We start from the raw sequence: 14,452 nt of genomic DNA, 5'->3' as shown, positions 1-14,452 counted from the left end.
ACATACTATAATCAGGATACTTTATTCTAAATAACTGTAGCTTATTTACACTACATCTTCTAAATAACTACAGTAGGTCAAAAGGAGAGCTATTATGCAAGATAAATGTACAAAACCATGCGTAGGATGTCAATGTCATAAAGGAAAAGACCCAAAAGTTAAAAAACATCAAGAACACGTAGATTTCGAGAAAAAATCTGAAGTAAACAATAGTTGGGTTTCTGCAATGCATCAAGATCCATCTACAGATGAACAATCTCATGTACAAGTCAATTACAGACAATATAAGTAAAATAGCTAACTTTGCACCAGATTTACTATAATAATCAATTAAGTTTTAGTCAGGAGAAATGCCAAATTCATTTATTTGGCATTTCTTTTGTTTATAACAATATGTTAAAAATTTTCTATACTATGTTAAAAAAATGTAAAATTAGGAGAAGAAAAAGGAATATCTGCTAATATACATAGTAAGATATATTGATATAAAAATATATCTAAGTAAAAAAATGAAAGGGGAATAGTAAATGGAAGCAAAAAGTCACTCGCATAGGAATAATTCAATAGGAGAAGAACCTCCTTCGTGTCAGAGTATAGAGACACACTCGAAAAATATCCACCTAAATGATTCAAACTGGTACAAAGTAAGCACAACAGAGACATTACACAGACTTAATTCAGACAAGAATGTGGGGTTAAGCGAAGAAGATGTATCTTTTAGAAGGAGTAAATACGGAAAAAACAACTTAACAGAGAGCAAAAAAGAAAGTAAATTGGTGAGATTTTTAAAACAATTTAACAATAGCGTGATTTATATACTGTTAGTTGCAGGTGTATTGACTTTATTTATGGGACACATCTCAGACACAGTCGTAATAGGGATAGTAGTACTTGTAAATGCCTTAATAGGTTATATTCAAGAAAACAAAGCAGAAAGTGCAATTTCAAAAATAAAACAGATGTTAGTCGTAAATGCCACCGTTATTAGAAATAGTCAAAGATTAGATATAGACGCAGGGGATTTGGTACCAGGGGACATTGTCTATCTAGAAGCTGGAGATAATGTACCTGCTGACATAAGAATTTTGGAAGCTAATAATTTAAAAATCCAAGAATCTGTTTTAACAGGTGAATCAGACTCAGTTCAAAAAGATAAACAAACTCTAATCGGAACACTTACAGTAGCAGACCAGACAAATATGGCATTTGCATCTACAAGCATAACAAATGGAGATATGACAGGAGTTGTAGTTGCGACTGGCGATTATACTCAAATAGGTAAAATAAATAAAAGTATCAACGATGTGAAACAAGAAAAAACACCTCTAATAATTTCAATAAATAATCTAGGAAAATATATATCTTATGCAATAGTATTAGTTGCAGTTTTACTTTTTGGGTTTGGCGTATTATTTGACATCTACGAGATTCCAACACTTTTATTGTCGATAGTGACGATGGTAGTTGGCTCTATTCCAGAAGGATTACCTGCTATAACATCAGTAATTCTTGCGATAGGTGTTCAAAATATGGCACGAAAAAACTCGATAGTAAAAAATCTACCTTCAGTTGAAACACTCGGTTCAGTAAATATTATAGCAACAGACAAAACAGGTACATTGACTAAAAATGAAATGACAATAAAAGATATAGTAACAAAACACCACAATTATATTGTTACGGGAGATGGATATTCTCCAGAAGGGGAAATATTCGAGAGTAAGGGGAAACAAGATTTATTAATTAATAAGTCTAGTGAAAAAATAAGTAGTAAATTAAAGATAGAAGGTGACTTGAAAAAGTTAATATTAATAGGTGCACTTGCAAATGATGCCAAACTAAATCAAGAAAATGACAAATGGGTTATAAATGGAGAACCTACAGACGGATGCTTTTTAACACTTTGTAAAAAGGCAAATTTAGACACATCAAATTTTATTGAAATAGACAAAATACCATTTGATTCTGACTTTAAATACATGGCTAAAATAGTTGATTTAGAAAATAGTAGGTATTTAGTTGTAAAAGGTGCCCCAGATAAATTAATCGACGTAATTAAAAAATCAAATAATAAATTTGATGATATATATTGGCAAAATGAAGTTAGCAAATTAGCTAAAAAGGGAAAACGTGTTGTAGCAGTAGCATATAAAAATCTATCTAAAGATATAACAAAGATACAACACGAATTATTGGATAATGATTTAAACTTAGTTGGTTTAGTGGGAATATTAGACCCGCCAAAAGAATCTGTTATTGATGCAATATTGCAAGCTAGAAATGCAGGCGTAAAAGTAAAGATTATAACAGGGGACCATCCAGAAACAGCCGTACAAATAGCTAGACAAATCAAATTGTCTGACGAAAATAGAGTTATAACAGGTAGTCAGCTCGATAAACTTACAGATAGTGAGCTAAACTCAGTTATAAAAGATTACGACATATTTGCTAGGGCAACGCCTGAAAACAAACTTAGAATAGTTAAAGCATATCAATCAAATAACTTAATAACAGCGATGACAGGCGACGGTGTAAATGATGCACCAGCATTAAAACAAGCCGACATTGGGATATCTATGGGAATCAAAGGTACAGACGTAGCCAAAGAATCTTCAGATATGGTTTTAGCAGATGACAATTTCTCAACAATAGTAGATGCTATAAAAGAAGGTAGACGAGTTTATGACAATATCAAAAAAACTATAAAGTTCTTATTGCCAACTAGCATAGCAGAAGGGTTGATAGTTTTAATAAGTATAATATTAAACAATCCACTTCCACTTGAGCCAGTTCAACTTTTATGGATAAACATGGTATCGGCCATAACTATATCATTTGCGTTTGTGTTTGAACCAGCGGAAAATGATGTTATGAATAAAAATCCTCGTAAAAAAAGCGATAGTATAATAAAATCACAAGATACAATAAGAATATTATACGTTGCTACTATGATTGCAGGATTAGGATTGATAATAAGCCAACACCTAACATCACTAGGAATATCACAAAACATAGTGAGTACAGTAACTCTTAATATAGTAGTTTTTTGTAAAATATTTTATCTTTTCAATATAAGAACAGACCACAGTGCAATATCAAAAAACTTATTTACAAATAAAGTTGCGTTCTTAGTCGTAGGTATACTTATATCATTGCAGATGGCGATTACCTATATGCCACAAATGCATATTATATTTAGAACTGCATCACTTCAAATTACAGATTGGTTATATCCTTTTTATTGCGGTTTGATATTGTTCTCAATAGTGGAGATTGAGAAGTTTTTGAGTAATACATTAAAAAAAGTTAGATAAACTTTAAATAAAGATAATATTGGTGGAAATTACAATTTAACTATGTAAAATACTATCACGAAAAGTCTGTAATATTTTTTACAGGCTTTTTTAAATTCTAAGGAAATTATATAAGTATATATTTAACTAAATAGAAATTTATATTATAATTTAGAAGGAAAACGATAATTATAAGGGTGATTGTAATGAAGAGAGGAGAAAACAGTAAAGCAATTAAGATGATATTATGCTGGCTAATACCTACAATTATAATTATATTAATGGTTATATGTACGCCTATTTCGCGTGATGAATTAGCACAGTATAAGGAAAAATAAGATGAATATTATGAACAACAAATGGAATATGAAAAGTTTGTTTCTATGAATGAAAACTACGATACAGACTATTATGAGTTGTATGAAAACTACAATCAGCTTAAACAAGAGTTTGATTCATTTAAGGCAAGTTATAATGAAAATACAGACTTGAATAAAACACTAGAAGATCTTGAATATAAAAAACAGAAGTATCTAAATTTAATTAAAGAGTACTCAACAAAGCTAGAAAATTTATAGAGGAGAATATAATAGGGAATGAAACAAAAACATAAATATTTTTTAAATATTACAATATGTATAGCTGTATTGATACTATTTATATTTAGTAGAAATAATACTTTAATTTTAAATGAAAAGTTATATCAATATAGAAATCTAGATTCTAATATAGCTGAATTAAAATCAGACACTGATCAATACTATAGTGAAAATAGCGATAGAATATCAAAATATTTAGAGTTAGAATCAAAATATGAAGAACTTGAAGAAGAATTTATTAAATACAAAGAAAACTATCCAAGTGATTTAGTAACTGAAATAGAAGATAAAAAAGATGAAGTAAATGAATCTTATAAAGAAGCAATAGAATTAGAACATAAGTTAAACAGTGCTAAGCAAAATAAAGAATCATCACAATCATCTAATTCATATTCAAGTGGAAATAGTAATAATTATAGTTCTAGTAATAATTATAGCCATAATCATACAGAGTCTAATAAACATATAGGAAAAAGAGTCTATGTAGCTAATGGAAATAATTATTACCATGCTATTTCAAATTGTAGTTATTTAGAAGGTGCCCCTACTTATATTGTCACATTGACATCTGATATGAGAAAGTACGAATGTAATTGTTGGACAAATCCAAGAGTTTATAAAAAGCCAGCACAAAATTACAATAGTGGAAGTGCAAATTCAGGAGGACAATTAGTATATATAGCTAGTGGGAATAGATATTACCATAAAAATGCTAACTGTAAACACTTAGGGGGAGCAAGTGTTCAAGCTGTTAGTATTAATAATGTTGGTGGAAAATATCCATGTAACTGTGTAAAATATTAATTTGAAGAAGTTTATGAAACTTATGTAGTAAAAATTACCTTGATAATTACCAAGGTGATTTTAATATTTACTACTATAATATATAGTATAATAAAGTAGGAACCAATATAGTTTATTTTTTACTTTATTATATAAAATAAGAAAGAGGTGAAAGTTTGCAAGCAGTGTTTAAAATGACAGACGAAAATAAGGTGTTTTACAAAACTTTAGTTGTATTATGTATTCCAATTATAATTCAAAACTTAATATCGACATTGGTAAATATGGTCGATACTGTGATGGTTGGAAGTTTGGGAGAAGTATCGGTGGCAGCGATAGGGATAGCTAACCAGTATTTCTTTTTATTTAATATGGCATTATCAGGTATTATAGGTGGGGCAGGAATTTTTATGGCCCAATTTTATGGAAAGGGAGACAAAGACAGTATAAAGAAAATAACAGGACTTAGTGTTATTGCAGCGCTAGTTTTAGGAATAGTATTCTTTATATTGGCAGTATTTTTCCCTAATTTAATAATAAACTTTTTCTCTCACGACCCACTAGTTGTCAAACAGGCGAGAGAGTATTTTTTAGTTATAGGATTTTGTTATCCAATTATGGCAGTTAGCTATATTTTTAGTATGGGATCTAGAAGTGTTAGAAATCCTCGTTTAGGAATGGTATGTAGCTCTATATCTCTTGTTATAAATATAGTTTTAAATTATGTATTTATATTTGGATATTTTGGAGCTCCAGCTTTAGGCGTAAAAGGAGCTGCTGTTGCGACAGTTTCTGCAAGAATTGTTGAATTTATTTTATTAATATTATATGTATATTTTATAAAAGAAGATTATGAACTTAAATTCGGAATCGAAGATATAAAAGGAATAACAAAAGAACTTGCGACAAATGTAATTAAAAAGACTACACCAGTATTTTTAAACGATACATTCTGGGCATTTGGTAGCGTACTTTATTCAGTAGCATATGCAACTGCAGGTACGTCAGCTATGGCAGCTAGCCAAATCGCAAGTACAACAGGAAACTTCTTTATAATGACTGCTGTCTGTATAGCTATCGGTTCGTCAATAATGATGGGTAACGAACTAGGGGCAAACAACATAGATACAGCAATAAAATACTCTAAAAAATTCTCTGTATTAGTTACTATTGCGGGAATTTTATTCGGTGCATTATTAATAGCAGCTACTCCAATATTATTAAAATTATTCAGTGTTTCAGATAGCTTAGCTCCAGATATCATAAAGATATTTAAAGTTATGGGAGTACTAATGGCGCTTAGAACATTTAATACATTTATAGTAATAGGTGTGCTTAGAAGTGGTGGAGATACTAAATACTCATTATTCTTAGAAATGGGATGTATGTGGTTAGTTTCACTTCCAATAACATTCTTTGCTGCATACAAAGGAGTGCCAATTTATATTTTAGTTGCACTTACTTATACTGAAGAAGTTGCAAAATTCATATTCGGAGTGCCGAGAGCAATTTCTAAGAAGTGGGCGAGAAATATAGTAGATAATATTTAAATAAGTGTTGAAAATAATATAAATAATTTGATATATAATAAAAAGCAACTATAGATATATAAGTTATATCTAATAAGTTGCTTTTTTAATTCTAAGGAAATTTAATTCAAAAGATTAATTCCATCTAAAATCATTTTACTTGTAAGTTGTGCGATTTCTTCTGGTGACTCTTTTAGCCCATTCAGTAACCAAGAATCGATTATGCCGATACATCCATATAGTATAAAGTTATAAGAATATGTAAAATGTTCTTCTTTATTAAAATCAAATATATTGATGCATTTTTTAAAGACAATATCTAGTACAAGTTTTTTTAGTTTATTGATAAAAGTGATTTCGCCTGTATCACCTAAAAGCATTGTACAAAAATCAGCATTATCTTTTATAAGTTGAAGTATATCTCTAAGTAGAGGTTCTTGCGAATTTGTAAGATTATTTTCATAGTCAAGGGAGTGTTTGTCTAGTACGTCTTGAAGAGATATAAACAGTGAACTCTCTAATTGCTCAGATAAATCATAAATATCTTTATAATGTAGATAAAAAGTCCCTCTATTTAAATCTGTCAATTCGCAAAGTTCTTTAACAGTTATATCTTTAAGATCCTTTCTCTTTCTAAGTTGTATAAAATCATCTTGAAGTTGTTGTTTTGTTTTTCCTACCCTTCTATCAATTTTTTTCTACATAACAAATCTCCTTTTATACCCAATTTTATATAATATGTTTATTTTAAGACAATAAGGTTTGTATATGTTGATATTTAAACATGTACGAGACTTATTGATTATTGAAATATAACTATGATGAAATTATAATTTATTTTGAAAAATAAATCAACACGATGTTAATTAAAAGGGGGGCAAATATATGAGGAAGTTTTATGAGGTGATTGTCAATCATAGAAAGATAGTAATCGTTGTGTTTTTCATCAGTGTGGTTATTTGTGCTCTTTGCGGGACTATGGTAAATGTAAATTACGATATGAATGACTACTTGCCAGATGGGACGGCATCAACAGTTGCGCTTGATACTATGAATAAAGAGTATGATATGAGTATACCAAATGCCAGAGTTAGATAACAATGCGTTGTTTACAGTAACAGTAGATGAACAAACAAGACTAGAGACAGTAAATGCAATTAGAAAATTAATTGGAGATGAAAACTCAATGTCTGGTTCAGCAGTCAACACAGCAGTAGCGACACAGGCGACAAATAGCGAGATAAAGAAAATTATTCTTTTAGTATTGCCTAGTTGTCTAGCAATTTTATGTATAACTTCACACTCATGGATAGAGCCGATATTGTTATTGGGGACAATTGGGGTAGTGATAATATTAAATAAAGGAACAAATTTAATGTTTGGAACTATTTCATTTGTTATAAATGCAGCAGGTGGAGTATTACAACTAGCTGTATCTATGGACTATTCAATATTTTTATTACACCGATTTGAAGAAATGAGAGCACAAGGCCAAGAGCCAAAAGAAGCTATGATAAATGCCTTATGTAAATCGACAAGTTCGATTTTATCGAGTGGTCTTACAACAATAATTGGATTTGCAGCTCTTATACTTATGAGGTTTAAAATAGGTCCAGATATGGGGATTGCAAAAAGATTGACAGCATATTTGGAAAATCAAATAATTTAGTTTTGATGGTGCCAAAGGGAGATTTACAAAAGGAAACAGAGCTAAGCGATAAGTTGCATGAAATACCTCAAGTATCTAGCATTATTTTATATGTAGATAGTGCAGGTGCTGAAATTCCTATGGATTATGTAGAAAGTGACGTTTTAAATAAATTGATTTCTAAAAATTACAGCAGAATGGTTTTAACAGTAGATGCAGTATTTTTAGTTTTACTTATAACTATGAAATCTATATCTATCCCTATAATCTTAGTATTGGCGATAGAAACTGCGATTTGGATAAACTTATCAATACCTTATTTTTCAGGTAACTTCTTATTTTATATATCATACTTGATAATAAGTTCTGTCCAATTGGGAGCAACTGTAGACTATGCAATACTTTTTACAACTAGATATCTTGAAAATAGAAAAGTTTTACCTAAGAGGGAATCTATCGTAGATACTATAAAAACTACTACAGTATCAATTATGACATCAGCATCAATACTTACTCTTGCGGGAGTATTGTTGTGGAAAATCTCAACTCATGGTGTTCTTAGCCAATTGGGACACTTATTAGGTAGGGGAACAGTTTTATCTACTATTATTGTATTATTTGTAATCCCAGGTATGTTGTATATTTTTGATACATTAATAAGAGAGACTACAGTGGGAGCAAATTTTTATGAGGGAAAACAAGAAAAAAAGAAGAGTGAAAAAAGAGAAATAAAAGAAGTAAAAGAAAGCTATTAAAAAAACATTCCCTATATAATAAAAAGACATCTTATTATATAGGGAAGTATATAAGGTTATAAAAATATGATTTATGTATATAATAAAAATTTATGTACGCAAGTTTTAAATTAATGTAATACTGTAACACCATTGAGCATGACTTTGCTCGCTAATTGGGCCATCTCTTGTGGTGATTCTTTAAGACCGCTATTTAGCCATGACTCGATTATACCTATACATCCATAAAGCATAAAGTTAAAGAAATAATCAAAAGTCTCTACCTTTTTAGGTTTACTAAATAGTTCTGTCCAATATTGAAAACATCCATCGCGGATTATGGTTTTTAATTTATTAAAAAATGTCATCTCACCAGTATTACTTAAAAGGCAAGTACAAAAATCGGCGTTTTCTTTTATGATTTCGAATGCTTTACACATAATGGTTTGTGGTGAAGTTTCGCCATCAACTGAATATGAATTTAAAGCCTCTTCAAATTTAAGAATAATTTCATTTTCCATTTGCTCTGATAAATCATATATATCTTTATAATGTAGATAAAAAGTACCTCTGTTTAGATCTGTCAATTCGCAAAGTTCTTTGACAGTGATATCTTTAATACTCTTACTTTTTCTAAGGTGGATAAAACCTTCTTGTAATTGTTGTTTTGTTTTTCTAATTCTTCTGTCAGTTTTTTTCTCCATAATATCCTCCTAAAAAATCAACATATTTAAAAAAAGTGTTGATTTGTATACAAAATAAAATAGTACTGTCTAAATTTAAACAAAATTAAAATCATTGATTATTGAAATTCAACTATTATGAAATTATAATGGATTTTATCATTTAAATCAACACGACGTTAATTAAGGAGGATAATTTATGAGAAAGCTTTATGAGAGTATAGTCAATCATAAAAAAACAGTAATAGTTGCATTTGTTATGGCTATGATTGTTTCTGCAGTTTGCAGTACTATGGTAAATGTCAATTACGACATAAATGATTATTTACCAGATGGGACAGCATCAACAGTGGCTCTTGATACTATGAATGAAGAATACGACATGAGTATCCCTAATGCAAGAGTTATGGTTTCCAATTTGACCGTTGCACAGGCACTTGAGATGAAACAAAAGTTATCAGAAATTGAAGGTGTAGAAGATGTAACTTGGTTAGATGATGTTGTAGATACGGATATACCATTAGAAACATCTGATAAAGATACTGTAGAAAATTATTATAAAGATAATAAGGCATTATTTACAGTAACAATTAATGAACATACAAGAATTGAGACAGTAAACGCGATTAGAGATTTAATCGGTGACGACAATTCTATGGCAGGGGCAGCAATAAATACAGCTATTGCAGCACAAGCAACAAATAAAGAAGTAAAAAATATAATATTCTTAGTAATACCAATATGTTTAGCAGTTTTATTCTTAACTTCAAGTTCATGGATAGAACCTATATTATTACTAGGGTCAATAGGGGTAGCAATATTACTTAATAAAGGTAGTAACTTAATGTTTGGTACGATTTCATTCGTAACAAATGCAGCCGGTGGTGTACTTCAGTTGGCGGTATCGATGGACTACTCGATATTCTTATTACACCGTTTCCAAGAAATGAGAGAAGAAGGTCAAGCTCCAAAAGAGGCTATGATCAATGCTCTTTGTAAATCGACAGGTTCGATTTTATCAAGTGGACTTACAACAGTAATCGGGTTCGCAGCACTTATACTTATGAGATTTAAAATAGGTCCAGATATGGGTCTTGCAATGGCTAAAGCTATATTCTTAAGTTTAATAACAGTCTTTGTATTATTCCCAGTAGTATTACTATACTGTTATCCACTAATAGATAAAACAAAACATAAATCATTCTTACCTGACTTTGGTAAATTTGGACAATTTGTTACTAAACTTATGGTCCCAGCAGTATTAGTATTTGTATTATTCATAATACCTTGTAACTTAGGTCAAAAAGAGAACTTCTTCTCTTATGGATCATCACAAATATTCAGTACTGATACACAAATAGGTAGAGATACTAAAATAATAGAAGATACTTTTGGAAAATCAAACAACTTAGTTTTAATGGTTCCAAAAGGTGATTTAGAAAAAGAAACTGAATTAAGTAAAAAATTACACGATATGCCAGAGGTTACAAGCATACTTTCTTATGTAGATAATGCTGGGGCTGAGGTACCTATGGATTATGTAGATAATGAAACATTATCTAAATTAATATCAGATAACTACAGTAGATTAGTTCTTACAGTAGATGCTGATTTTGAAGGTGAAAAAACTTTCAACCTTATAGAAGAAATTCGTTCACTAGCTAAATCTTATTATGGAGATAAATATCTTTTAGCAGGTGAAAGTGCAAGTACTTACGACTTAATGGATACTATCACAAAAGACAACGATAGAGTAAATCTTATAGCAATAGGTGCAGTATTTGTAGTATTACTTCTTAGTATGAAATCAATAACTATACCAGTTATATTAGTATTAGCAATAGAAACTGCAATATGGATAAACTTATCAGTGCCATATTTCACAAATGACTTTGTGTTCTATATAGCATACTTAATAATAAGTTCTGTTCAATTGGGGGCGACAGTTGACTACGCGATACTTCTTACAAGTAGATATATGGAAGTTAGAGAGACAGCATCTAAAAAGAAAACTATAGTAGAAACTTTAAGATCTACAACAGTATCAATTATGACATCAGCATCAATACTTACTATTGCTGGTCTTCTACTATGGAAAATATCAACACACGGAATACTTAGCCAATTAGGACATTTATTAGCAAGAGGTACGGCATTATCAACATTAATTGTTCTATTTGTAATTCCGGGAATGTTATATATATTTGATGGATTAATCCAAAAAACAACAGTTGGAGTTAAATTCTTCAATAAGAAAGAAAAAGAATCATACGAAAAAGATGGTTATAAAGGTTTAGAGTTAGACTAAGGTTTTTACCTTAGTTTAACCTAAGATTAAAACGATAAATTTAGTTAATAAAAATAGATTTAAACTTGATAAAATAGGAGAGTGCGTTATATGAAAAATTACAATAAAATCGTTGCAGTTGCGATGGCTGGGGCAATATGTGGTTCTAGTGCATTTACATCAGTTTCATTAGCAGCTACAAAATCAAGTGAAAAGGAAGAAGTAATTTATGCAAATTTAAGTACTTCTGGTGAGATAGAAAAAATATATGCAGTAAACATATTTAAAGATAAAGATATAGTTGACTATGGAAATTACGACGAAGTAAAAAACATGACTTCAAGTGATGAAATAAAATATTCAAATGGAAAAATAACAATAGATAATTCTGGGGACGAATTATACTACCAAGGTATTATGAAATCAAATACTGAAATGCCATGGAATATAAAAGTAAAATATAAATTAGACGGAAAAGAATACAAAGCACAAGATCTTGCTGGTAAAAGCGGTAAATTAGAAATAACAATTTCTATAAAGAAAAACGAAAACTGCAAAAAGAACTTCTTTGAAAACTATGCATTACAAACAGTTCTTCAATTAGATACAAACTTATGTAAAAACATAGAAAGTGAAAGTGCTACTATGGCTAATGTAGGTGGTTTAAAACAACTTACTTATACAATATTACCAGGAAATGAAAAAGAAATAAAAATATCAACAGATGTAACCGATTTTGAAATGAGTGGAATCCAAGTAAACGGAATAAACTTAAACTTAGGATTAGATACTGATTCTATAGATACATCAGCTTTAACTGATCAACTTACAACATTACAAGATGCAGTTTCTGAATTAGATAATGGTGCTAACGAATTAAACGACGGTGCTAATCAGTTAAACACTGGAGCAGTTTCTTTAGCAGATGGTATAAAAACTATACAAGATGGATTAAACCAATTAAACTCAAAATCATCAAGCTTAAATAGTGGTTCTAGTGAAGTATTAAGTGCATTAAAAACAATACAATCATCACTTAACAATGTATCAACTTCAGCAGATGATTTAAAACAATTATCAGCAGCATCTACTAGTATAAAAGGTGGAATAGACAGCTTAGTAGGAGGATTACAAACTGTAAACTCTAGTATAAACCAATACAACAGCAGTTTAGCAAATGCTGGATTAAGCAGTGGTGCAGAACTTGCACAAAAAAATCAAGCAGCTTTACAATCTTTAGGAATTACTAGCACTCAAAGAGCATTATACAGTGCTTATACTTCAGGTGGAAACCAAGCTGTAATAAGCAAATTAGCTCAATTATCTCAATCAGGTAATCAAGAAGCTGCAGCATTATATGCACAAGTAACAGCTGGTAATACAGCAGCAGTTACACAATATGTTCAAACAGCAGGTAAATTAATATCTGTAGAAACTTTATTAAAAGCAGATGCAACATATATATCAGGAAGTTCTCAACTTATAAGCGGAATAAGCGCACAAATGAGTACATCTTCTGGTCAAACAACTTTAATGAGTGGTGCATTATCATTACAAAGTAACTACAAAAAATTTGATGAAAGTATACAAGGTTTAGTTTCTTCATTAAATAACTTAATGGCAAACATGACTCAATTAAAAAGCGGAATAAACAAATTAACTGATAACTATGCAGTTTTAGATAGCGGAATAAAAGAATACACAGGAGCAGTAAGCAAAATAACTGATGGATATGGAAAAGTTTATCAAGGGGCTCTTGATTTAGTAAGCGGAACTAACAGCTTATACAAAGGAACAACTGAACTTACTGAAGGAACTGGTGAATTCAAAAAAGAAACATCAGATCTTGATAAAAAAGTAGATGATGAAGTAGATTCTATGATAGAAAGTTTTGCAGGTGGCGATTTTGAAGTAGAATCATTCGTATCTGACAAAAACACAGATGTAGATTCAGTACAATTCGTAATAAAAACTGAAGATATTAAAAAACAAGAAGTTAAAGCAGTAGAAGAAAAAACTGAAGAACTTAACTTCTGGCAAAAATTATTAAACTTATTCCGTAAATAGGTTTAATAACAAGATAAAAATTTAATAACTTTAATAATAAATTAAATAAACCTAATAAAAAAGCTCTTATAAGTAATGATACTTGTAAGAGCTTTTCTTATATAGGAAATTATATTATAAAGCAATTAAAATATTTGTATAACTTTAATGAGTTATAATTTTAATAAATGGTCTAAATTACTTTAATCTAGATTATTTTAGTCTAAATTATTTTATAGTTAAATAGTCACCATAAACATATCCTACTTTGTCAGTATTTCCGTCTTTATCTTTATATTGTACTTTGTACCAACCATCAGTAGCTTTACCTAATACAGTAATTGTATCGTTTGTATATAATACACCAACTTCTTTAGATTTAGTGTTAGCAGATTCTCTTATAAATACTGCATGAACAGCTACACCAGTTGCTGGATATTTAACTTCAGGAGTAGTAGGTGTATCAGTAGTAGATTTTACAGTAACATATTGAGCAGCTACATAGCCATAACCTTTATTATATTTTATTTTATACCAAGCGTTGTTAGTAGTTTTAGCAACTATTTCAACTTTAGCGCCTTTTTTAACGCTACCTATTTGTTTAGAAGAAGTAGAAGCAGCAGCTCTTACTTTAAGGTTGTAGTTAGGAGTACCAGTTGCAGTATAAGCAGTTTCACCAGTAGTAGGAGTAGTTGGTGTGCTAGAACCTACAGTAACATATTGAGCAGCTATATAGCCATAACCGTTATTGTATTTTATTTTATACCAAGCATTGTTAGTAGTTTTAGCAACTATTTCAACTTTAGCGCCTTTTTTAACGCTACCTATTTGTTTAGAAGAAGTAGAAGCA

14 protein-coding genes are annotated in these 14,452 nt (G+C 30.0%); 11 read left to right on the top strand and 3 right to left on the bottom strand.

The window, feature by feature from the left end; genetic code table 11:
- The first annotated feature begins 94 nt into the window (after positions 1 to 94).
- From ABCM86_RS00680 to ABCM86_RS00655, 6 genes are all read left to right on the top strand, one after another.
- Entirely contained in the window at positions 95 to 292 is a 198-nt protein-coding gene (locus tag ABCM86_RS00680) for a hypothetical protein (RefSeq protein ID WP_295610759.1), read from the top strand.
- Between the two features lie 235 nt (positions 293 to 527).
- Complete coding sequence (locus tag ABCM86_RS00675; RefSeq protein WP_343003238.1) at positions 528 to 3,314, top strand: HAD-IC family P-type ATPase; 2,787 nt, start codon at positions 528 to 530, stop codon at positions 3,312 to 3,314.
- 185 nt (positions 3,315 to 3,499) lie between these two features.
- Positions 3,500 to 3,631 carry a hypothetical protein gene (locus ABCM86_RS00670; protein ID WP_343003237.1) on the top strand — a complete coding sequence of 44 codons (132 nt, stop codon included), beginning with the start codon at positions 3,500 to 3,502 and terminating at the stop codon, positions 3,629 to 3,631.
- 21 nt (positions 3,632 to 3,652) lie between these two features.
- On the top strand, positions 3,653 to 3,871 hold the full coding sequence (locus tag ABCM86_RS00665) for a hypothetical protein (RefSeq protein WP_343003236.1): 219 nt from the start codon (positions 3,653 to 3,655) through the stop codon (positions 3,869 to 3,871).
- Positions 3,872 to 3,889: 18 nt separating this feature from the next.
- Positions 3,890 to 4,696, top strand: coding sequence for a hypothetical protein (locus ABCM86_RS00660; RefSeq protein ID WP_343003235.1), 807 nt, complete (start codon positions 3,890 to 3,892; stop codon positions 4,694 to 4,696).
- Positions 4,697 to 4,860: 164 nt separating this feature from the next.
- Positions 4,861 to 6,225 (top strand): MATE family efflux transporter, encoded by a 1,365-nt coding sequence (locus ABCM86_RS00655; protein WP_343003323.1) that lies wholly within the window; start codon positions 4,861 to 4,863, stop codon positions 6,223 to 6,225.
- Between the two features lie 101 nt (positions 6,226 to 6,326).
- Here ABCM86_RS00655 and ABCM86_RS00650 read toward each other — a convergent pair whose 3' ends face one another.
- Positions 6,327 to 6,791 carry a TetR-like C-terminal domain-containing protein gene (locus ABCM86_RS00650; RefSeq protein WP_295677576.1) on the bottom strand — a complete coding sequence of 155 codons (465 nt, stop codon included), beginning with the start codon at positions 6,789 to 6,791 and terminating at the stop codon, positions 6,327 to 6,329.
- Between the two features lie 298 nt (positions 6,792 to 7,089).
- On the opposite strand from ABCM86_RS00650, the gene ABCM86_RS00645 reads away from it, so the two are divergent.
- From ABCM86_RS00645 to ABCM86_RS00635, 3 genes are read left to right on the top strand one after another with little or no spacing between them, the layout of a single operon-like run.
- Positions 7,090 to 7,302 carry a hypothetical protein gene (locus tag ABCM86_RS00645; protein ID WP_343003234.1) on the top strand — a complete coding sequence of 71 codons (213 nt, stop codon included), beginning with the start codon at positions 7,090 to 7,092 and terminating at the stop codon, positions 7,300 to 7,302.
- Positions 7,286 to 7,873: an MMPL family transporter gene (locus ABCM86_RS00640; RefSeq protein ID WP_343003233.1), complete on the top strand. Its 588-nt coding sequence runs from the start codon at positions 7,286 to 7,288 to the stop codon at positions 7,871 to 7,873. Before ABCM86_RS00645 ends, ABCM86_RS00640 begins: the two co-directional genes overlap by 17 nt.
- A 5-nt stretch (positions 7,874 to 7,878) precedes the next feature.
- Entirely contained in the window at positions 7,879 to 8,607 is a 729-nt protein-coding gene (locus ABCM86_RS00635; RefSeq protein WP_343003322.1) for an MMPL family transporter, read from the top strand.
- A 110-nt stretch (positions 8,608 to 8,717) separates the two neighbouring features.
- Here ABCM86_RS00635 and ABCM86_RS00630 read toward each other — a convergent pair whose 3' ends face one another.
- Positions 8,718 to 9,290, bottom strand: coding sequence for a TetR/AcrR family transcriptional regulator (locus tag ABCM86_RS00630; RefSeq protein ID WP_295677582.1), 573 nt, complete (start codon positions 9,288 to 9,290; stop codon positions 8,718 to 8,720).
- A 178-nt stretch (positions 9,291 to 9,468) separates the two neighbouring features.
- Between ABCM86_RS00630 and ABCM86_RS00625 the strand changes: the two genes are divergently transcribed.
- Together ABCM86_RS00625 and ABCM86_RS00620 are read left to right on the top strand one after the other, a co-directional pair.
- A complete protein-coding gene (locus ABCM86_RS00625; RefSeq protein WP_343003232.1) occupies positions 9,469 to 11,577 on the top strand; it encodes an MMPL family transporter in 2,109 nt (702 codons plus the stop codon).
- A 90-nt stretch (positions 11,578 to 11,667) separates the two neighbouring features.
- Complete coding sequence (locus tag ABCM86_RS00620; protein WP_343003231.1) at positions 11,668 to 13,623, top strand: hypothetical protein; 1,956 nt, start codon at positions 11,668 to 11,670, stop codon at positions 13,621 to 13,623.
- A gap of 207 nt (positions 13,624 to 13,830) precedes the next feature.
- Here the strand turns inward: ABCM86_RS00620 and ABCM86_RS00615 are convergent.
- Positions 13,831 to 14,452: SH3 domain-containing protein (locus ABCM86_RS00615; protein ID WP_343003230.1), on the bottom strand; the 622-nt coding region annotated here is incomplete at its 5' end.

The organism is Clostridium sp. 2218st1_F5_2218SCRN_220325, from assembly GCF_039062665.1.
In the GTDB taxonomy this organism is placed as follows: domain Bacteria; phylum Bacillota; class Clostridia; order Peptostreptococcales; family Peptostreptococcaceae; genus Intestinibacter.
Note: the sequence above shows the minus strand (reverse complement) of the source record. Positions and strands in the feature narration are given on the sequence as shown.